The sequence below is a fragment of the Rhodococcus sp. WS1 genome (genome assembly GCF_003797745.1).
GTDB lineage: Bacteria > Actinomycetota > Actinomycetes > Mycobacteriales > Mycobacteriaceae > Rhodococcus_F > Rhodococcus_F erythropolis.
The window spans coordinates 2,317,657-2,338,585 of the sequence record NZ_RKLZ01000002.1 but is presented as its reverse complement, the minus strand read 5'-3'; the positions used below and the strand labels follow the sequence as shown (position 1 = coordinate 2,338,585).

Genomic DNA, 20,929 nt, shown 5'->3' with positions numbered 1-20,929 from the left:
ATTGGCACCGGTGTGACTTCTGACTACCGCCCACGATCCCTAGCGTGGACCCAGTGCCTTCGACACCACTTCTTTCGGCCGAGACAAACGGTCCCCCAACCGGCCCGGCGATCACGCCGCGCCAGGTAATCACACGCGCGATCGCTTCCGAAGGTCGCGGAGCCACGCTGGCGGCGGCGTCCGTCGGCTTCACCGGCCACCAGGTCGCGGAAGCGTTGGTGCCGGTAGTGATCGGTGCGGTGATCGACCGCGCTGTGGCGACCAGCGATGCCGCCGCACTCGGAAAGTGGATCCTCGTACTCGGAATTCTCTTCACCGGCTTGTTGCTCAGTTGGCGCTTCGCGGCACGCATCTCCGATTCCGTCACCGAGCACGGTGCGCATCGCTTGCGGATGGACATCGCGCGCCGAGGCCTCGATCCGCACGGCATGTCGCCGCGGCGCATGCCTGGCGAGGTCTACTCGATTGCAACATCCGACGCGGGTTCGGTGGCCGGATTCACACACACGCTGAGCACAAAACTTGCGGCCGCCTGTGGAGTGCTGACCGCCGCGATTTCGCTTCTGGTGATCTCGGTGCCACTCGGCCTGCTCGTCATTCTCGGTACGCCCCCGGTGCTGGCTCTCATGCAGGTGGTCAGTCGACCGCTCGAACGCCGAGCCGAGACCGATCAATGGCAGGGCGCCAAGGCCGGTGCCCTGGCCGCAGATCTACTCTCCGGACTTCGAATCCTCTCCGGCATCGGCGCCGGAGATGCTGCAGCGCAGCGGTATCGGGGAGCCAGCCGGACTTCGCTGGAAGCAACCCTTCGCGCACAGCGATACCAAGCGATGTACTCCGCCGCCAATGTTGCGATCGCCGGTGCTTTCCTCGCCGTCATCGCGTACGTGGGTGGACGGATGGCAGCGTCCGGGAGCATCTCGGTCGGTGAATTCGTTGCCGTGGTTGGTCTGGCACAGTTCCTTCGCGGTCCGTTGATCGACATCATCTACTTCGGCGCCGGCCTGGCACGGGCGCGTGCTTCCGCCAACCGCGTCGCAGCACTTCTCGGGACCACCGAGGCTGTGACTCCCGCGGGTGAACCTGTGCCCCTGAATCACTCCGAGTTCCTGACGCTGCGCGACGTCGTGTTGGCCGGAGCGTCACCAGTCGATCTCGACGTCAAACGCGGCGAGATCATCGGCATCGTCACCGAGAATGCCGCATGGGCGGATGCGTTGGTCGACGCACTGGCGCGTCGAATCGAGCCTTCGAGCGGAACAATTCATCTCGGCGACAACGCCATTCACGAGCTGCACATCGACGAACTTCGCACTCACGTTCTGGCAGCACCGCACGACGCGGCACTGTTCATCGGCACAGTCGGCGACAATATCGACGCCCTCGCACCGATCGGTCGCCGCAACGACGAGGCCATCGCCGCGGCCGCCGCAGATCAAGTGATCTCTGCACTGCCGCTCGGCCTCGCCACCCGAGTCACCGAGCAAGGGAATTCTTTGTCCGGCGGACAGCGTCAGCGCATCGCGTTGGCGAGGGCACTGGCAAGCGAAGCGCCCGTCCTGGTGCTGCACGATCCCACCACTGCCGTCGACTCCGTCACCGAATCGCGCATTGCTCGCGGGATCGCCGAGGTACGCGGGGCGCACGCCACAATACTTCTGACCAGCAGCCCCGTGCTGCTCGATATCTGCGATCGGGTGATCGAGCTGTGAACGAACTACTCCCCACCGCAACACCGAAACAAGCGCGCCGCGCGGCACTTCGGTTGATGGGACCCCACCGGATCTCCGCGATCGCAGCAGTCGTCACCCTGACCGCCGCGACCGCGATCGGTCTGCTCACACCGCTGGTCCTCGGCGCCATGGTCGACGCCGTGACCGACGGAGACGGCGACGCTGTCTCTCGCATCGGCACACTGACTCTCGTGTTGGTCGGCATCGCAGTTGCCTCGTCACTTCTCGTCGGAGTGAGCAACTACCTACTCGCCGGCGTCGGCGAGCGCGTTGTCGCCGACCTTCGCGAAGAAGTTGTCGTCCGGGTTCTCGACCTTCCGCAGAGCGACGTCGAACGCGCCGGGCGCGGAGACCTGGTCTCCCGCATCACCGGCGACGTGCGGTTGGTGACTCGGGCCGTATCCGAAGCACTTCCGGTTTTTGCCACCGCGGCACTGACCATCGTGTTGACGCTGATCGGATTGGGTAGCCTCGATTGGCGATTCGCCGTCGCCGCGGTGATCGCCGCACCCATCCAGATCCAGGCGCTGCGCTGGTACCTCTCGAGGTCGGCACCGGTCTACCGCGAGGAGCGGGAGGCAGAAGGTGCACGTGCGCAACAACTCCTGGACTCGCTGAGCAACTCCGACACCGTCGGATCGCTTCGCCTGGCCCAGCCGCATCTCGAACAGATCGAATCTCGATCGATGGCCGCCGTCCGCCTGAGCTTGTTGACCACGCGTCTACGCACCAGGTTCTTCGGCCGGCTCAACATCGCGGAGTTCATCGGCCTGTCCGCTGTGCTGATCACCGGCTTCTGGCTGGTGAAGGACGGTCAGATCAGCATCGGTGCCGCCACCGCCGCAGCCCTGTTCTTCCACCGCCTCTTCGATCCGGTGGGCGCGGTTCTCAGCGTGTTCGACGAATTACAGGAAGGCACAATCGCGTTGGCTCGCCTGGTCGGAGTCACCCTTGCGCCCGTGCCATCCGCACCGACCGATCCGCAGGAACCTGTCGACAGCTCGGCGTCTTTGGAACGCGTCACATTCTCGTACCGAAGCGGCGACGCTCCTGTTCTGCGAGGCATCGACATCACCCTTCCGGCAGGAACCGTCACGGCACTCGTCGGCGCTACCGGAGCCGGAAAATCGACAGTCGCAAAACTGGTCGCGGGGACCTACGAACCGACCGAAGGCGTCGTGAAGATCGGGACGGTGCCCCGGAACGAACTGCCACCGTCGACCTCTCGGAGCGCGGTGGCCCTCGTGACTCAGGAGGTCCACGTCTTTGCCGGCACGTTGGCCGAGGATCTGCGGCTGGCTGACCCGTCGGCAACGGACAACGACATCATCGCAGCGCTCGATACCGTCGGCGCCTCCGATTGGTTGCGGGCACTCCCGGACGGACTCGAAACCGTCGTCGGAGACGGTGGACACCGGCTGACCGCAACACAGGCACAACAACTTGCATTGGCAAGAATCGAATTACTGGATCCGCCGCTGCTGATTCTCGACGAGGCGACCGCCGAAGCGGGCAGCGCCGGAGCCAAGGTCCTCGACGATGCCGCTCTGGCTCTGACCCGGGGTCGCACTGCTGTCACAGTGGCACACCGACTCTCACAGGCCGTCGACGCCGATCAGATCCTGGTGATGGACGACGGCCGCGTCGTCGAGCACGGCTCTCACGACGAGTTGGTCAACCTCGGGGGTCGGTACGCGGAACTGTGGGAAGCGTGGTCAGCGCCGCGGCGTTGACCGCGACGGTTGCACCGGGCACTTCCGCCCGGTGCAACCCAACTCAAGCGTGCAGGGGATACGGCACCGATTCGGGAGCCACACTCCCCTTGTTCATCATGCTGCCGGGTGTCCGGCCGGTGACCCGGCGGAACACTGCGACAAAAGCACTCGGAGTTTCGTATCCGACCCGCCTACTGACAACCGAAACCGGCACGCCAGCAGCCAGGTACGTCAGTGCTGCGCGGACTCGAACCTGAATTCGCCACTGCGCAAAGGTCATTCCCGTACCCTGAGCGAACACACGCGTCAGCGTACGGACGCTACCGCCGGCCGTCAGCGCCCATTCGGACAGCGACCGCTGGTCTGCCGGATTGGCGACCAACGCTTCGGCAACGAACAACGCTCGCGGATCGGTCGGCATCGGAACCTCCACCGCAGCAACTTCGAGCGGCTGCAACATGTCGAAGGCCACCCGCTCGGCGCGACTGCGCGCCTCGTCGGGCATGTTCCGCCGATGCATGTGCAGGAGTACCTCACGCAGGAGAGCGCTGACACCGAACAAGCCCGGAACACCCGACGGCGCGGCGTGCGCCTCAGGCCGGAAGTACGTGCAGAAGAACTCGGTACCTGGGCCCGCCTTCACGGCATGCAACGCCCCGGCAGGCAGCCACAGTCCGGCCGAAGGCGGCACCTCCCAGGTGATGCCGTCAGCGACAACCGTGAGCATTCCACCGGAGTTTCCCCAGATCAGCTCATGTTCAGGATGACGATGCGGGGCCCACTGCCGCTGATGAGAGAGCTTCAGAGTCACCGTTGTCATCGAGTAGGGGTGATCGATGGAACGCGGCCCCACGGGCACCGAAATTCTCTCTGCCACAGCTGTCATGAAGACGAGTATAGGACTTTCGTTAGGCATACCTAAATAGGAACCCGAAAATTGTTGACTGTGACCCCGGAGTTACACATACCGGGGTCCCCGATATCGTGACTGCAACTCCCGGCTACGGGTCGGCAACGAGAGGTACATGATGGTTGACGCATCACGAATCCCGGTCATCGTCGGCGTCGGCGATCTGCGCTGGAATCCTGCCGACGGGCACCGCGAACCTCTTGACTTGATTCACGACGCCACCGTCGCCGCGTTGAACGACAGTGGACACGCTGAACTGGGAACACAGATCGATTCCGTGTTCGCGATCAAGACGGTCAGCTGGTCGTACGACGATCTCCCCGGGCTGCTTGCCTCACGATTAGGCGCGACCCCCACTGTCACCTCTACCTCGCCGATCGGTGGCCACTGGCCGGCGGCACTCCTCGATCGGATCGGCGCGGCCATCGCTCGCGGTGAATCCTCGGCTGCTCTGCTCGTGGGCGGCGAATCGCACGCCAGCAGCACCGCGCTGCGAAAGTCCGGAGTCGCTCCCGACTCGATCGGGTGGACCGCTGCGCCCGGTGGGCCTCCCGGATTCGATCCGGCCGACCTGGGAAGCCCTGAAATGCAGCGCGCCGGTTTCATCGTGCCGACGCGCGTCTACCCGCTCTTCGAGAACTGTTTCAGTGCTTCCGAGGGCCACGGCGCCCGCGAATCGCTCGCCTGGTCCGCGAAGATGTACGCCGCATTCTCGGAACTGGCATCGAAGAATCCCGCCTCCTGGACGTCGGAGATCCGATCGGCAGACGAGATCGGCACCGTCGGACCTGGCAATCGGATGGTCTCCGAGCCATACCCGCTGATGCTCAACGCCATGCCATTCGTCAATCAGGCTGCGGCCGTTGTCGTCTGCTCGTTGTCGACCGCCCGCGAGTTCGGGATCGATGAAAGCAAACTGGTGTACCTCTGGGGCGGCGCTGGTGCGAGTGATCCGTTGGACATCCTCAGCCGCAACAGCTTCGACAGCTCGGCCGCGATGCATGACGCCGTACATCGCACACTCGATGGTGCCGGAGTCGGCGCCGACGCACTCGACATCGTCGATGCCTACAGCTGCTTCCCGATCGTGCCCAAGCTGTTGATCCGCGAACTCGGACTTCCCGATACCGCGATCCCAAGCGTCACCGGAGGTCACTCGTTCTTCGGCGGACCGCTCAACAGCTACACCCTGCATTCCGTCGCTGAAGTCACCAGGCGAATTCGCGACGGCGCGAACCTTGCCCTCGTCCACGCCAACGGTGGATTCCTCACATACCAGCACTGCGTACTGCTGTCGGCCGCCGCTCATGCCGACGGGTACGTCGGTGATCCCGACGCACGCGCTTTGACCGCGGAGGCTCCGGAACTGATCAACGATTACCAGGGCACTGCAGAAATCGTCACTGCCTCTGTCGAATACGGTCGCACCGGGGAGCCTGAGATCGGGTTCGTGATTGCAACAACGCCGGACGGCGGCCGCGTCGCCGGTCACACCGGTCCCGAGAATGCCGCCGAACTGACCCAGCTTCGCGGTGACAACCCGGCGGCGATCGGACGGACCGTTCATATCAGCGACGAGAACGGGAAGCTCACGCTCACGTTCTGACGGTCGACAGCCGTGAGCACCGGGGCATGTTTGTGCCCCGGTGCTCACGTCTTCAGTTGTCGCGATTCACGCCGCTGTGGGTGGGCTGTTCCCGCCGATCGGTTGCTGGTGCGGATCAACCGACATCGGCGGATAGAACACCGACTTCCGATCCGGGCCGATCTCGACACGCCACTCCGTATGATGCAGCGTCCGATGATGGTGACCACATAACAAGATCAGGTTGTCGAGATCTGTTGGGCCACCATCATTCCAGTGAACAATATGGTGAGCATCGCACCACCCCGAGGGTGTTCCGCACCCCGGAAATGCACACCCGCCATCACGAACCGCCAACGCCCGCCGCTGCGGCACCGTCGCCGTTCTCGCTTCCTTACCGCAGTCGAGCGGAACACCATTCTCATCCAACAAAATCCGCGTCACGGTGCAGTCGCAGGCGAGCATCCGGGCAGTATCGATACTGATCGGGCCCACCCAATCCGTCCACGCAAACCCGAGTTCCTCCGTGGACGGCAGGAGGTCTTTCAACGCTTGCACGTCCGTCATGTCTTTCGCCGACGCGGTGACCGTGATGTGCGGTTTCACCCCGCCCTCGATCGGACCCAACCCCGCCCGCTCATACCGGCGCAACAATTCACAAAACCCGTCCGCACGCCGTAGCGCCGGAGTACGCGTGTCCTTCACGCCGTCCTTCTCCGGCGTCGGCGCCGACAAACTCGACAACAACGTGATCAGACGGGCCCCGTTCACAGCATCCAAGTCGCCCTTCACCGTCACTCTGCCGTACAGGCCTTTAGAGGCGTAGAACTCGTTACGTTCGGAATCCTCGCCGACCGGGACGCCATCCTCGCGTTTTCCGTACTGCTTCTCGATCCTCCGGATCGCTGCCCGCACCGCATCACAATCCGCAATGTTCTTCGATGCCAGATCAAGCAGAATCCCGCGGGCCTTGTCCACATCCGCCAGGGTCATGTTCTTGGGCGGATGCTGACAAAACGACGCCACCTGACGGGCTTTCAACGCATCAACGTCACCACGATGAAACGCATCGCCCACAACGGGTTCGAGCATCAACAACCGCGCCAAACCGACCAGCAGACTGCACTCGCCAATCTCCAGATTCGTCGAACCGTGCAACCACTGCGCGATCGCCCGAAAACCCTTCCCACCGAGAACCTCCCGGGAAAACATCTCCACTATCAGCAACACCATCCGCGACTGCAACTCGTGCCGGACACGCACCAGATCCAGAACCTCACTCTTAAGGCCCTCGCCATCCAGCTGCCACGCATCCCGACTGTCCATGCCGAAAGTTTAATCGAACATACTTTCGATAGCCAGAGACAAAGCGGACAACTTCGGGAACATCAAGACTTGAGACCTGCTGAAGTACATCAACATTCACCTAGTCGTCCAATATCACGCGATAGAAGACATACCCCGCAAAACACACAATCGCAACAACACACAGCACGAGCAGGATGTCGAAGAAGACGGGCCGGATTGGGTTTCGGGCCTGGTCGATGAGAGGCGTCGAAGACGAGGCAGGCGTGCCACACGGCAGCGCACGGCACTACTTCGCAAATCAACGTGGACTGATAGTCGAGGTGGTGCGACACCTTCTGGACGGCGATCTTCCTCGCCCAGGCGAGACACCGAAGCAACAAGTGGCCCGGTGGCTGGGGCCTGAATCCGGCCGCACCCGGGCGCGTTACGAACTGATCATCGCGTCATTCCACGATCCCGACCTCGCAGTGGAACTGGTGCGTGGTCGGGATCGGTTTGTCGACATCTTGGCCGAACGCGGCATGACCTCGTCCGATGCAACGGAGTTGGTCGCAGCATTGGACGGGGTCGTTCTGGACGCACTGCTACGCGAGCAAGCACCGGAGGGCGTGGATCCAGAGCGAATCTTCAAGAAATTCGGAGCGAAGTTCCCCTAGCCGTCCAGCTCGGCGAACAGCTCCATCCACTGCTCCTCGGCGGCTTCCTTATCCGCGATGACCTGCTTGAGTTCAGCCCCGAGCTTCTGCAGCTTGTCCGGGTCGGTGGCTGCGTCGGCGAGGGAAGCGTGCAGCTTCTTCTCGCGGTCGTCGAACTTCGCAATGGACCGCTCGAGCTTCGAAAGTTCCTTGCGTGCAGCGCGATCCGCAGCACCGTCGCGGACCTGCTTGCTCTTCGACGCACCACTCGCGGTCGAGGCCACCGACGGGTTGTCGCCGTCCCCCATCGCTGCGCGTCGACGCAGGTAGTCCTCGATACCACCCGGCAGGTTGGTGAGCTTGCGATCACCGAAGAGAGCCCAGGTGGTGTCACAGATGCGCTCGATCAGGTACCGGTCGTGCGAGATGACCACCATGGTGCCCGCCCAGCCGTCGAGCAGATCCTCGAGTTGCTGAAGCGTGTCGATGTCGAGATCGTTGGTGGGCTCGTCGAGAAGCAGAACGTTGGGCTCGGCCATGAGGACACGCGTCAACTGCAGACGGCGGCGCTCACCACCGGACAGATCACCGACGGGGGTGCGCTGACGCGCCGGTGTGAAGCCCAGCCGCTCAGCCAGCTGACCGGCTGACACTTCCTTGTCCCCCAGCGTGATTCGCTCGGCTACGTCCTTCACCGCGTCGAGTACACGCATGTCGGTCGGCAGATCGTCAAGTTCCTGCTTGAGCCAACCGATGTGGACGGTCTGCCCCTGAATGCGCTTGCCTGCTGCCGGCTCGAGTTCACCGGCCAGCGTCCGCAGCAGAGTCGTCTTGCCCGAGCCGTTGACACCGACCAGGCCTACACGCTCCCCCGGAGCGAGCCGCCAGGTCAGATCCTCGACGAGTACGCGGCCGTCCGGGGTCTCCAGACGCGCGTCTTCGAGTTCGATGACAACCTTGCCGAGTCGACGCTGGGCGAAGGACGCAAGTGCCACCGCGTCACGAGGTGCCGGAACGTCGGCGATCAAGGCCTCCGCGGCCTCGATGCGGTACTTCGGCTTCGATGTACGGGCCGGCGCACCGCGGCGCAGCCATGCGAGTTCCTTGCGCGCAAGGTTGCGTCGACGCTCTTCGGAAGCGTCGGCCTGACGCGAACGCTCTGCGCGGGCGAACACCCAGTCGTTGTAGCCACCCTCGTAGCTTTCGACGCCGCCACCGACAACCTCCCAGGTTCGGGTGGCGACGGTGTCGAGGAACCAGCGATCGTGGGTCACGACGACAAGCGCGCTGCGACGCGAGACAAGGTGCTCGGCCAACCACTGAACACCTTCGACGTCTAGGTGGTTGGTCGGCTCGTCGAGCACGAGCAGGTCGAGGTCTTGAACCAGAGCCGCAGCGAGAGCCACGCGGCGACGCTCACCGCCGGACAGGCCGTCGACCTTGGCGTCCAATGCGGACCTCTCGCCGCCGGCGCCCAAGTTGTCGATACCGATACCCGAGAGCACCGAACGAATGCGCGCGTCGCCGGCCCACTCGTGCTGAGCCACTCCGAGCGGCCCCAGGACTACTTCACCGACCGTGGAGCCGGGAGGCAACACACCGCGCTGCGTCACGACTGCCATGCGCAATCCGCCGACGCGGCTCACGCGTCCCGAATCCGGCTGCTCCACACCCGCGAGGACTTCGAGCATGGTCGTCTTGCCGCCGCCGTTGAGGCCGACGACACCGATGCGCTCGCCTTCCTCCACGCCCAGGGAGACCCCGTCGAGCAACGGCTTGACGCCGAAAGACTTCGACACGTTTTCCAGATTGATCAGATTCGCCATCAGTGCTGTCCCTTTGCCGCATTGTCGAGTATTCGTGCTCCGGGAACGGGTCCGCTCGCCACGCGAACGGTGCGGCACACCCCCGCTCCCGCAAGTTCTGCGCTCACTTCCACCGCGGACTGTGCGTCGGCGCAGAGAAAGGCGCATGTCGGTCCGGAGCCGGAGACGATGCCCGCCAAAGCTCCGGCTTCGACACCCGCTCGCAGCGTCCGTCGTAGATCCGGGTTGAGTGAGAGTGCTGCCGCCTGCAGATCGTTTCCGAGCAGCGGGGCGAGCACATGAGGGTCACCGGTGGTGAGCGCGTGAATCAACTCGTCAGCGGTACCCAATCGATTCGGTGTGCCTTCGGCGCGAAGCTTGTCGAGTTCCCGGAAGACAACCGGCGTGCTCAAGCCTCCCTTGGCCAGCGCCAACACCCAGTGAAAGGTGCGGCGCGTCAAGACGGGGACAAGTTGTTCACCGCGACCGGTCCCGAGGGCAGTGCCACCGTGCAGCGAGAACGGAACGTCACTCCCGAGACGTGCCGCGAAGGCGTCGAGATCAGGCCGCGAGAAGTCGAGTTTCCACAACGAATTGAGCGCAACCAACGCGGCTGCCGCGTCGGCGCTCCCGCCGGCCATACCGCCTGCGACGGGAATGCCCTTCTCGATGACGATCTCGACATTCGGGGCCACGCCACCCTCGGCCGCCAGCATCTCGGCGGCACGCCACACGAGATTGGTGCGATCGGTCGGTACGGCCGCGGCGTCGTCGCCGATCACCCGCACGGTCAAGGTGTCCGCAGGCGCCACCGTGACGGTGTCTGCCAGCGACAATGCCTGAAAAACGGTCGTCAGTTCGTGATAGCCGTCGTCTCGCAGGTCCCCGACGGCAAGGTGGAGATTCACCTTGGACGGGGCCCGGACAACTACGGGGCGAGGAACGACGGAGAGCACAAGGAACAACAATAGGCGCTGCGAACACCTGGGCGAAAACCTGCGACCGCCGCATCCCATCCGACAGCAAGCACACCCACGCTATTTCACCGCGCGCACGCCTATCCCCAGGCCGACCACAGCCACGCTGACGGCAGCGAAGATTCCTGCCAGAACGCTGCCCGACGCGAAGTCACCGGCAAAGAGAGCCCGCTCGGCATCTACGACGTAGCCCAGCGGATTGATGTTCACGAGGACCTTCATCCAACCTGGTGCGTCATCGAGTGGAAGCATGGTTCCCGACAGGATCAGAAGCGGGAACATCAGCGTCTGCTGAACGACCCAGAACATCCAATCCTGCTCCCGCACAGCCAGAGCGAGAGCGTACGAGAGCGCACCGAGTCCGACGCCGAACACTCCCAGCAGGACGATTCCGAGCGCAGCGCCCGCTGCATTGACGTCCAATCCGAGCGGTAGCGCAACAAGGATGATCAGAATCGCCTGCGCGGCAAGCGGAACCATCTCCTTGCATGCTCTCCCGATCAACAACGACGAGCGTCTGAGCGGAGTCACCAACATTCGCTCGTGGGATCCCTGCTGCATCTCCATCAAAAGGTTGGAACCGGTCATCGTCGTGCCGAAGATCGCGATCATCACCAATACACCGGGGATGAACCAATTCCATACGCCGTCACCGGTACCCGGGACCCCTTTGAGCAGAGGCCCGAACAGGGCCAACAGGATCAGCGGCTGGATGAGGCTGAAGATGACGCTGACCGGGTCACGCAACATCGGTCGCAGTTCACGGCCCATCACGATCGCGCTGTCTCGAACAATGTTGCCGTGCGCGCTACGTGGGGTATCGAGTGTGATTGTCATGGCGGATTCCTGTTCGTCGTAGTTCTTCGTCGTAGTTCTAGGAAGCAACCGCGGCGGCGCTCTCGCGCAGGCTGCGGCCGGTGAGAGTGAGGAAAACGTCGTCGAGAGTCGGCCTGGTGATGTCGGCAGTGACTGCGCGGGCGCCGCGGGCATCGGCTTCACGCAGCAATACCGGAAGCGTCGAATCACCCTCGCCGGCACGGATACTCACCGAGCTTGCCTCGACCGTGACGTCACGCACAGTGACAAGTTGCTCGGCCACCGACGCCGCGATGGCGGCCGCTTCGGCGTTGTCGAACGTGAGCAACAAATGATCTCCGGCAAGATCGGCCTTGAGTGCGGCAGCGGTGTTGTCCGCGATGACAGTGCCTTCGTCGATGACGATGACCCGCTCTGCCATCGAATCCGCTTCTTCGAGGTAGTGCGTGGTCAGCACGATCGTGGTGCCCATCTCGCGCCGCAACCGCAGGATGTGGTCCCAGAGGTTGGCTCGACTTTGCGGGTCCATGCCCGTGGTCGGCTCGTCGAGGAACAGGAGCGGTGGGCGATGGACCAGGCCCAGAGCGATATCGAGCCGCCGTCGCTGCCCGCCGGACAGCGTACTGACCTTTCGAGTACCCAACTCGGTGAGTTCGAGATCACGCAGCAATTCGTCGGCCCGGACCTGCGAGTCGCCCTTGGGCATTCCGTAGCACAACCCCTGCGTCACCAACTCGTCGCGAACCCGCTGGTTGTGGCCGGCTCCGTTCCCCTGTCCGACGTATCCGAGGCTGGAGCGCACCTCGTTTCGTGCCGCAGCGATGTCGAATCCTGCGATCCGCGCAGTACCGGAAGTGGGCTCGAGCAAGGTGGTCAGCATGCGCAACGTCGTCGATTTTCCGGCACCGTTCGGCCCAAGCAAGGCGACCAACTCGCCCTCCGCTACGTCAAGAGTGACTCCCTTGACTGCTTCCACGAGTTTCTTGCCCTGGGCGAAGTGCTTGGTGAGCGCCTCCGTCTCGATCATCGGTCTGCCGTTGTTGATGCGACTCATGATGTGCCCCAATTTCTTCTCGACTGGTCGGATGAGGACCAACCTAAATTCAATTGAGGACGCATTGGGTCCTAAATGTTTGGCAGACTTCTTGCCATGAAGGAGACATCGGCTCGCCTACTGCGGTTGCTGTCACTGCTCCAGACACGTCGAGACTGGTCCGGTGCCGAACTCGCAGACAAGCTCGCGATCACCCCGCGCACAGTCAGACGCGACGTGGACCGCCTCCGCGATCTCGGCTACCCGGTCGACGCGACGGTCGGCGTCGGCGGTGGATATCGCCTGGGAGCGGGCGCGGAGATGCCCCCGCTACAGCTCGATGACGAAGAAGTGCTCGCGGTGGCGCTCTCTTTGCAGTCCGGAGCGACCGGCTCTGTGGTCGGCATCGGCGAGGCTTCGATGCGCGCGCTGGCGAAGCTGCGGCAGATCATGCCGTCGAGGCTGCGACACCGTCTGGAGTCGCTGTCGATCGACGTCGTGCCACGCGAGCCCGCCGCGAGCGCAGTCGATGCGTCGGTACTGTCCGCCATCGCGTCCGTATGCCACAACCACGAGCGTTTGAGATTCGACTACCGCACTCACGACGGCACCCAGAGCCGACGCGAGGTGGAACCGTACAGGCTCGTACGGTCGGGTGTTCGGTGGTATCTGGTGGCTTGGGATCTATCTCGCGAAGACTGGCGGTCGTTCCGCGTCGACCGGATGGAACCCAAGATTCCCACCGGTCCGCGGTTCACGCCGCGGGAACTACCGGCCGGTGGCGCGGCAGACTTCGTTTCGCGCGGCGTCGCCCGGGCTTATTCCTCCACGCGCGCAACAGTTCTACTGCATGCACCCATCGAGCAGATAGCACCAATGGTCAATGAGCAGTGGGGATCAGTGGAGTCCACCGACGAAGGGCGTTGCGTCATAGTGCTTTCGGGCACTTCCCTACGGTCGATCGCAATGTGGCTCAGGGCTTTCGACGTCGATTTCACCGTTGTGAATCCACCCGAACTCCGCGAGGAATGCCGCGCGATCGCAGCAGAAACCGCAGTGGCCGCTCAGCGTTATCTCGATGCGTGAGAGCACTTTTCACCCAAAATGCAACAAGACCCCAACTCCGAAGAGTTGGGGTCTTGTCAGTACGTCATGCGTCGGTTGCCCGACTCACATGGACGTCTTAGACGATGGTAACGCCGGTGGCCTGCGGGCCCTTGTTGCCCTGACCGATCTCGAACGCCACGCGCTGGTTCTCCTCGAGAGTGCGGAAGCCGCCACTCTGGATCTCGGAGTAGTGAACGAAGACGTCAGCACTGCCGTCTTCGGGAGCGATGAAGCCGAACCCCTTCTCGGAGTTGAACCACTTCACGATGCCCTCTGCCATGTAAATCTCCTCTAACACAGTGTCAACAGGCAGTCGCTTCGACCGCCCGGGTCACTTACTACGACCGTTCTGAGACAAATCCGTGGAGGATGTCCAAACGCTCGCAACCTAACCATTTGCGAGCGTGGAAACACAAACACAAACACTTACGACCAACACAAGTAGACCACACATCCGCCCTGTTGTCTTCCCTGAGGCCTTCGTCACTGCCCAACCCGTTGACAGTCATACCCCCTGGGGGTACCTTCAGTCCCAGGGAGATACCTACACCGGGTATCCGTAAAATGAGTTTTACACAAGCGAAGGGATCTGCGATGACCACCGCCGAATACACCGTTTCCGGAATGACCTGCGGACACTGCGTCGGATCCGTCAAGGAAGAGATCGGCAACATCGCGGGCGTAACCGCGGTGGATGTCGAATTGGCGAGCGGACGCGTCGTTGTCACCAGCGATGCCCCCGTCTCCGCAGCCGACGTCGTCGCAGCAGTCGACGAAGCCGGCTACGCAGTCGTACCAAGCTGAGTCAGCCGTGCGCACCTCGACAACACTTGCCACCTACGCCGTCGGGTTGGTCGCCGTCTTCGGCGCCGCCCTCGGCGTGGGGGCCGCAATCGGAAGCCCGATAGACATGTCCACTACCCAGCACAGCACTCACGAATCAACCGCTGAATCGATGCCAGGCATGGATTCGGCGACACCCGCAGGGCTCGAAGTCTCTTCCGGCGGATACACACTCACCGACATGACCGCACCCGGTCGAGCTGGGGAGCCGGGAACCTTGACCTTCCGGATTCTCGACAGCACCAACAAGCCCGTCGTCGATTTCGACCTCCTGCACGAGAAGAAGCTCCACCTCATCGTCGTCCGAAACGACACCAGCGAATTCCGCCACGTACATCCTTCTCTCGCCGCAGACGGCACCTGGTCGATCGACTGGACCTGGCCCGTCGCCGGCACCTACCGAGTCTTCGCGGACTTCGATCCCACCGACGGCACCCAACTGACACTCGGCCGAAACTTCGACGTGGCAGGCGAATTCACTCCTGCGCCGCTGCCCGCGAAGAGCGCGACCGCAACCGTCGACGGATACACCGTGACTCTCGACGGTGATCTGACCACTGCCGGCGGCCCGATCACGCTGAGCGTTGCTCGCGACGGAGCCCCGGTCACCGATCTCGATCCGTACCTCGGTGCCTACGGTCATCTTGTTGCGCTTCGCACCGGCGACCTCGCCTACCTGCACGTTCACCCCGAGGGTGAACCGGGCGACGGCGTCACTTCTCCCGGTCCTGACGTTTCCTTCCACGCACAGGCGCCGAGCGAAGGCACATACCGACTGTTCCTCGACTTCCAGCACGAGGGCGTGGTTCGCACCGCCGAATTCACTGTTGATGCAGGCATTTCCGCAGCTTCAGTTCCAGACAATCACGAGGGAGGGCACTGATGACGTCACCGACTGCGGTCGACAATGCTGCCAACTCGAGCAGCGTCGAACTCGCGATCACCGGAATGACCTGCGCCTCCTGCGCGTCACGAATCGAGAAGAAGCTCAACAAGATCGACGGCGTCACAGCCACGGTCAACTACGCGACGGAAAAAGCCAAGGTCACCTTCCCGGACGGAGTACCCGTCGAAGATTTGGTCACCGCCGTCGAGAATGCCGGTTACGCTGCCGCGCTCCCGAAACCGCCCAGCGCGCCAGACACCGTCGACCCGGATGCGGAAACCCCGCAGGATCGTGATCTGCGCGAGCTTCGTACCCGCCTGATCATCTCGACTCTGCTCTCCGTGCCGGTCATCGCGATGGCGATGATTCCTGCGTTGCAGTTCGACAACTGGCAGTGGCTCTCCCTCACGCTGGCCGCACCGGTCATCGTGTGGGCGGCCCTTCCCTTCCACCGGGCTGCCTGGGTCAACCTGCGTCACGGCGCCGCAACGATGGACACGCTCATCTCGCTGGGCACCATCGCAGCGTTCGTCTGGTCGCTGTATGCACTGTTCTTCGGCACCGCGGGCGAAGCGGGAATGAAACACGCGTTCAGACTGACGGTCGACCGGATGGACGGCAGCGCCAACATCTACCTCGAGGTTGCCGCGGGCGTCATCACGTTCGTGCTCGCCGGACGCTACTTCGAGCACAAGTCCAAGCGCACGTCCGGCGCCGCACTACGCGCGCTCATGGAACTCGGTGCAAAAGACGTCGCGGTACTGCGAAACGGCGTCGAAGTACGAATCCCCGCCGAAGAACTGGCAGCGGGCGACTCCTTCATCGTTCGGCCCGGCGAGAAGATCGCCACCGACGGCATCATCACCGAAGGCCGCTCAGCCGTCGACATGAGCATGTTGACCGGCGAATCCGTGCCGGAGGAAGTCGGTGTCGGAGACACCGTCGTCGGGGCCACCGTCAACGTCGGTGGAACATTGACCGTCGAGGCCACCCGCGTCGGGAGCGACACCCAACTCGCCCAGATGGCGGCACTGGTCGAAGACGCCCAGAACGGCAAGGCCGAAGTTCAGCGCCTCGCCGATCGAATCGCCGGCATCTTCGTACCGGTCGTCATCGCGATTGCCGTTGCGACACTGGGCTACTGGCTCGGTACCGGCAACCCCATCGAGATGGCATTCACCGCTGCGGTCGCCGTCCTGATCATCGCGTGCCCCTGTGCTCTCGGATTGGCAACGCCCACAGCTCTGTTGGTGGGCACCGGCCGCGGAGCCCAGATGGGAATCCTCATCAAGGGACCCGAGGTGCTCGAATCGACGCGCGCAGTCGACACCGTCGTGCTCGACAAGACGGGAACCGTCACCACCGGTCAGATGACATTGCTGGACACCGTGGTGGGCGAAGGAACAACCGTCGACGAGGTCCTTCGGCTGGCCGGCGCCCTCGAACATCGCTCCGAGCACCCCATCGCCGCTGCGATCGCGAAGGGTGCGACCGAAGCCGTGGGCGAATTGCCTGCGGTCGAGGATTTCGTGAACGTCGCCGGTCGCGGCGTGCAGGGAATGGTCGAGGGTCATGCCGTTGTTGCCGGCCGAGACGCGCTGCTCGCCGACTGGTCGATGCCGTTGCCGGAAAATCTCCGTGACGCGAAAGCTGAAGCAGAGAAGGCCGGGCGCACCGCAATCGCGGTGGGCTGGGACGGCAAGGCGCACGGCATCCTCGTAATCGCCGACGCGGTCAAGGACACGAGCGCCGAAGCAATCGCGCAGTTGAAGGCACTCGGCCTCGAACCGGTTCTGCTGACCGGTGACAACGCCACCGTCGCCCGCACTGTGGCGGATCAGGTCGGGATCAGCACCGTCTTCGCCGAGGTCATGCCGGCGGACAAGGTCGACGCCGTCAAGAAGCTGCAGGCGGAAGGACGCGTCGTAGCCATGGTCGGCGACGGCGTGAACGACGCGGCGGCCCTGGCTCAGGCCGATCTCGGTCTGGCGATGGGCACGGGTACCGACGTTGCGATCGAGGCCAGCGACATCACCCTGGTGCGAGGTGACCTGCGGTCGGCAGCCGATGCAATTCGACTGTCCCGCAAGACGCTCAAGACCATCAAGGGCAACCTGTTCTGGGCATTCGCATACAACACGGCTGCGATCCCGCTGGCTGCGGCCGGCCTGCTCAACCCGATGCTCGCTGGTGCCGCAATGGCATTCAGCAGTGTGTTCGTGGTGAGCAACAGCCTGAGGTTGCGGCGGTTCAAGTAAGGGGGCAAGCCCCTGTGCGCGGTTAGGGAGTCCCTGCACTCCTTAACCGCGCACGGGGCTATTCGCCTCCAGCCAGCCGAACGAAGGCTGCTGCGTCGAGCATCTCGCCACGCGTCTGTGGCTCGATGCCGGCAGCGAGGAGCCGTCGCTCGGCCTCGGCAGGCGAACCTGCCCAACCACTGAGCGCGGCACGCAAAGTCTTGCGGCGCTGCGCGAATGCGGCGTCGATGGCAGCAAAAACCTGCTTGCGGTGTTTCTCGTCCATCGGCCACGGCGGCTCCGCGTACCGGTCGATACGAACCAGACCTGATTCCACCTTCGGCACCGGCCAGAACACGTTGCGTCCGACGGCACCGGCGCGGCGAACCTCGCCGAAGAAGTTGGCCTTGACGCTGGGAACGCCGTAGATCTTGCTTCCCGGATCAGCCGCCAGGCGATCGGCAACCTCGGCTTGCACCATCACGAGTGCGGTCCGCAGACTCGGGAGCGATGCGAACAGATGCAACAGCACCGGCACCGCGACGTTGTACGGCAGGTTCGCAACCAGTGCGGTCGGCTCGCCGGGTATCTGTGAAGGCAGCACACGCATCGCGTCCGCTTCGACGACGGTCAGTCGATCGGCCAACTCCGGCGCTCGCTCGGCCACCGTCTTCGGGAGGCGAGCCGCGAGGTTGGGATCGATCTCGACCGCGATCACACGATCGACGACGTCCATCAGCGCCATCGTCAGCGAACCGAGACCCGGCCCCACCTCGAGAACGACATCGTCACGAGTGACGCCTGCCGTGGTGACGATGCGTCGCACGGTATTGGCGTCGTGAACGAAGTTCTGCCCCAACTGTTTCGTGGGCCGGACACCGAATTCCTCGGCAAGAGCGCGCACCTCGACCGGACCGAGCAGGGCTGCCTGCCCGCGCGGAGTAGCGATGGGTTCGTTCGATTGTTCGGCGTCTGACACCAGTAGAACTTATCCCAGTCCGAGGCGACCCGAGCACGACGGCCATGCGCCCCAGCCCTGAGTGCGCTGCGTTTGCGTCGCGATCGCGATCTGCTCTTCACGGGTTGCGAGGTCGGCGCGAGGCGCATACTTCAACCCGCCCTGCCGTTCCCACGTGTTCTGGTCGAACTGCACGCCGCCGTAGAAACCGTTGCCGGTGTTGATAGCCCAGTTGCCGGTGGCCTCGCACTGTGCGAGCGCGTCCCACGTCGAACCGTTCTCCACGGGCGGCACCTCGGTGCCCGGCTTCGTTCCCACGCGCACGACCTTCGGCTGCGCCGGTGTGGTGATCGTCTCCGATACCTGTGTACGTCCGGCCTCGGCACCGTTGACGAGATTCACGGCGAACGTCACGTCACGCACGCCGGGAACGCCCGGATTCTCGACGATCGTGCGACTCTGGTTCATCGTCGGATCCTCGATGCGCTGATCCGGCGGATCGAGCGGCAAGGTCTCGACTTTGTTCTCGGTGCGGTTGCGCGTCACCGTGACCTCGAGGCCCTCGGTCAGCGGAGCGTCGGCGGCGGGAACCACCGTGTCCGACTGCTCGAGCGGAGTGCCGTTGGCCGTAAGGAACTCGCCCACCGTCGGTGCCGCGATACGCACGTCGGCCGCCGCGTTTGCGCCGTCGACCAGTTTTGCGACGACAGGTGTCAAGACGTCGAGCGCGGCGCCGTCGAGCGGGAGACGCTGCGAGCGCGACGCCGACACGTGCACATCCGCTGAGACATCCAACTGCTTGAGCGCGTCGTCGACGGTCAAGGCGGTGGTCCAGAGCTTCTGTGGCTGACCGTCGACCGTCAGCGTGATCTCACGAGCACGACGGAGCACCACGGTGTCGCCGTCGGACAGCGACGCGTCGGCCGCGGGAGCAACCGCGTCCTTGTCACCGATCGGGTAACCCGCGTCCTCGAGAGCGCCGTCGACGTTGGTCGACATGGTGCTCAGGTGAATCTGCTCACCGTCGACGTCGATGGTGATGGTCTTGTGCCGGACGACGGCCAGAACGCCACCCACGAGAACCGTCAGGAGAAGAGCGGCGATCGCCGAGTACAACAACGGCGACCTGGTCGAGTTGATCTTGGCGAACGGTGACATGGGTTCCTGAGTTCTGTGTGGAGTGTGGGCGCGTCAGCGCAGGCCCAATTTGCTGGTGCAGGACGGCCACGCACCCCAGCCCTGACCGGCGCGGACCTTCTCGCCGATCGCGATCTGCTGTTCACGTGATGCGAGGTCGGCGCGCGCTGCGTACTGACCGCCGCCGAATGCTTCCCAGGTGCTCTGGGTGAACTGAAGTCCTCCGTAGAAACCGTTGCCGGTGTTGATGGCCCAGTTTCCGGTCGCTTCGCACTGAGCAATGGAGTCCCACGTCGACGCGTTGGACACAGCGGGCGCGGAAGTCTGCTTGGTTCCGACCTTCACCACTGCTGCGACCGGTTCCTTGATCACGGTCGCGGACAGTTCGGTTCGTCCGGCCTCCACGCCGTTGACGGTCTTGACCTCGACGGTGGCCGTGCGCTCGCCGGCAACACCCGGGTTTTCGACGACGGTCTTGTCCTTCTCGAGCTCGGGATCTTCGACCTTGTTCTCGGGCGGCGCGATCGGCTGCGTCTCGACGCGAGTGTCCGTGCGGTCGCGGGTGACCTGGATGGTCAGGCCGTTGGTAACGGGTGTGTCAGCGGTGGGAACCACCGAGTCGGCCTGCTCGAGCGGCGCATTCTTGGCCGCGAGAAGATCACCGACGGTCACGGCGGCGAGCTTGATCTCGGCCGCCGGAGCACCACCGTCGCTGACGCTGACGGTCTTCGGGCTGACGACGTCGAGCTCGGTGCGTTCGAGGGGCAGACGATGCGAGCGCGAAGCCGAGACTGCGAAGTCGTCGGAAACATCTACCTGCTTCAGTGCCTCGTCGACCGTCAATGCCGTGGTCCAGATGGTCGTCGGCTGACCGTCCACGGTCAGCGCCAACTCACGGGCACGTCGCAGTACGACGGTATCGCCGTCGGACAGTGAGGAATCGGCGCTGGGAGCGAGCGCGTCCTTGGGATCGACCGGGTATCCGGCGTCCTCGAGAGCGGTACCGACGCTGCTCGACATCGTGGACAGCGAAATCATGTCGCCGTCGACGTCGAGGGTGATCGTCTTGTGCCGAACCACGGCGAGCGCACCTCCGACGATGAGCGTCAGAAGCAACGCACCCACCACTGAATAGAGAAGTGGTGACTTCGTGGAGTTGATCTTGGCAAAAGGCGACACAGGAAATCCCAAGGCAGACGACGTTCGATCACAATACGGTAACGACCGAGCGTTGTATCGGCAAC

At 63.7% G+C, this 20,929-nt stretch carries 18 protein-coding genes; 8 read left to right on the top strand and 10 right to left on the bottom strand.

Going from position 1 to position 20,929, the window contains the following annotated elements:
* Positions 1-53: 53 nt before the first annotated feature.
* On the top strand, positions 54-1,712 hold the full coding sequence (locus EEB12_RS23745) for an ABC transporter ATP-binding protein (protein WP_258537189.1): 1,659 nt from the start codon (positions 54-56) through the stop codon (positions 1,710-1,712).
* Complete coding sequence (locus tag EEB12_RS23740) at positions 1,709-3,466, top strand: ABC transporter ATP-binding protein (RefSeq protein ID WP_141488602.1); 1,758 nt, start codon at positions 1,709-1,711, stop codon at positions 3,464-3,466. Before EEB12_RS23745 ends, EEB12_RS23740 begins: the two co-directional genes overlap by 4 nt.
* Positions 3,467-3,509: 43 nt before the next feature.
* Here EEB12_RS23740 and EEB12_RS23735 read toward each other — a convergent pair whose 3' ends face one another.
* Complete coding sequence (locus EEB12_RS23735) at positions 3,510-4,334, bottom strand: helix-turn-helix domain-containing protein (protein WP_181447531.1); 825 nt, start codon at positions 4,332-4,334, stop codon at positions 3,510-3,512.
* Between the two features lie 139 nt (positions 4,335-4,473).
* On the opposite strand from EEB12_RS23735, the gene EEB12_RS23730 reads away from it, so the two are divergent.
* Positions 4,474-5,964: an acetyl-CoA acetyltransferase gene (locus tag EEB12_RS23730; protein WP_141488600.1), complete on the top strand. Its 1,491-nt coding sequence runs from the start codon at positions 4,474-4,476 to the stop codon at positions 5,962-5,964.
* A 66-nt stretch (positions 5,965-6,030) separates the two neighbouring features.
* Here the strand turns inward: EEB12_RS23730 and EEB12_RS23725 are convergent, their stop codons facing one another.
* Complete coding sequence (locus tag EEB12_RS23725) at positions 6,031-7,269, bottom strand: HNH endonuclease signature motif containing protein (RefSeq protein WP_141488599.1); 1,239 nt, start codon at positions 7,267-7,269, stop codon at positions 6,031-6,033.
* A 218-nt stretch (positions 7,270-7,487) separates the two neighbouring features.
* Here EEB12_RS23725 and EEB12_RS23720 point away from each other — a divergent pair, with 218 nt between their 5' ends.
* Complete coding sequence (locus tag EEB12_RS23720) at positions 7,488-7,907, top strand: TetR/AcrR family transcriptional regulator (protein ID WP_060939749.1); 420 nt, start codon at positions 7,488-7,490, stop codon at positions 7,905-7,907.
* On the opposite strand, the gene EEB12_RS23715 is transcribed toward EEB12_RS23720, so the two are convergent.
* The 4 genes from EEB12_RS23715 to EEB12_RS23700 form a co-directional block, all read right to left on the bottom strand.
* Positions 7,904-9,712, bottom strand: coding sequence for an ABC-F family ATP-binding cassette domain-containing protein (locus tag EEB12_RS23715; RefSeq protein WP_003946255.1), 1,809 nt, complete (start codon positions 9,710-9,712; stop codon positions 7,904-7,906). The two genes, EEB12_RS23720 and EEB12_RS23715, sit on opposite strands and share 4 nt — an antisense overlap.
* Entirely contained in the window at positions 9,712-10,647 is a 936-nt protein-coding gene (locus EEB12_RS23710) for a 4-(cytidine 5'-diphospho)-2-C-methyl-D-erythritol kinase (protein WP_024487798.1), read from the bottom strand. Before EEB12_RS23710 ends, EEB12_RS23715 begins: the two co-directional genes overlap by 1 nt.
* Before the next feature lie 81 nt (positions 10,648-10,728).
* Positions 10,729-11,505, bottom strand: coding sequence for an ABC transporter permease (locus tag EEB12_RS23705; protein WP_019744694.1), 777 nt, complete (start codon positions 11,503-11,505; stop codon positions 10,729-10,731).
* Between the two features lie 37 nt (positions 11,506-11,542).
* On the bottom strand, positions 11,543-12,538 hold the full coding sequence (locus EEB12_RS23700; RefSeq protein WP_081329010.1) for an ABC transporter ATP-binding protein: 996 nt from the start codon (positions 12,536-12,538) through the stop codon (positions 11,543-11,545).
* Positions 12,539-12,634: 96 nt separating this feature from the next.
* Here EEB12_RS23700 and EEB12_RS23695 point away from each other — a divergent pair, with 96 nt between their 5' ends.
* The gene (locus EEB12_RS23695) at positions 12,635-13,603 is read left to right on the top strand and encodes a helix-turn-helix transcriptional regulator (protein ID WP_019744696.1); all 969 of its coding nucleotides are present in this window, start codon (positions 12,635-12,637) and stop codon (positions 13,601-13,603) included.
* A 97-nt stretch (positions 13,604-13,700) separates the two neighbouring features.
* On the opposite strand, the gene EEB12_RS23690 is transcribed toward EEB12_RS23695, so the two are convergent.
* Positions 13,701-13,904, bottom strand: a complete 204-nt coding sequence (locus EEB12_RS23690) for a cold-shock protein (RefSeq protein ID WP_003946232.1) — start codon at positions 13,902-13,904, stop codon at positions 13,701-13,703.
* A 314-nt stretch (positions 13,905-14,218) separates the two neighbouring features.
* Here EEB12_RS23690 and EEB12_RS23685 point away from each other — a divergent pair, with 314 nt between their 5' ends.
* From EEB12_RS23685 to EEB12_RS23675, 3 genes are read left to right on the top strand one after another with little or no spacing between them, the layout of a single operon-like run.
* The gene (locus EEB12_RS23685; protein WP_003946267.1) at positions 14,219-14,428 is read left to right on the top strand and encodes a heavy-metal-associated domain-containing protein; all 210 of its coding nucleotides are present in this window, start codon (positions 14,219-14,221) and stop codon (positions 14,426-14,428) included.
* Between the two features lie 7 nt (positions 14,429-14,435).
* A complete protein-coding gene (locus EEB12_RS23680) occupies positions 14,436-15,350 on the top strand; it encodes a hypothetical protein (RefSeq protein WP_019744697.1) in 915 nt (304 codons plus the stop codon).
* Positions 15,350-17,611 carry a heavy metal translocating P-type ATPase gene (locus EEB12_RS23675; protein ID WP_019744698.1) on the top strand — a complete coding sequence of 754 codons (2,262 nt, stop codon included), beginning with the start codon at positions 15,350-15,352 and terminating at the stop codon, positions 17,609-17,611. The genes EEB12_RS23680 and EEB12_RS23675 overlap by 1 nt, the downstream gene beginning before the upstream one ends.
* A gap of 58 nt (positions 17,612-17,669) precedes the next feature.
* Here EEB12_RS23675 and rsmA read toward each other — a convergent pair whose 3' ends face one another.
* Genes rsmA through EEB12_RS23660 form a run of 3 tightly spaced genes read right to left on the bottom strand, consistent with a single transcriptional unit; the run spans position 17,670 to position 20,864 of the window.
* The gene (rsmA, locus tag EEB12_RS23670) at positions 17,670-18,569 is read right to left on the bottom strand and encodes a 16S rRNA (adenine(1518)-N(6)/adenine(1519)-N(6))-dimethyltransferase RsmA (RefSeq protein ID WP_003946263.1); all 900 of its coding nucleotides are present in this window, start codon (positions 18,567-18,569) and stop codon (positions 17,670-17,672) included.
* 9 nt (positions 18,570-18,578) lie between these two features.
* Entirely contained in the window at positions 18,579-19,706 is a 1,128-nt protein-coding gene (locus EEB12_RS23665) for a resuscitation-promoting factor (RefSeq protein WP_019744699.1), read from the bottom strand.
* Positions 19,707-19,739: 33 nt separating this feature from the next.
* Complete coding sequence (locus EEB12_RS23660) at positions 19,740-20,864, bottom strand: resuscitation-promoting factor (RefSeq protein ID WP_019744700.1); 1,125 nt, start codon at positions 20,862-20,864, stop codon at positions 19,740-19,742.
* Between the last annotated feature and the right edge of the window lie 65 nt (positions 20,865-20,929).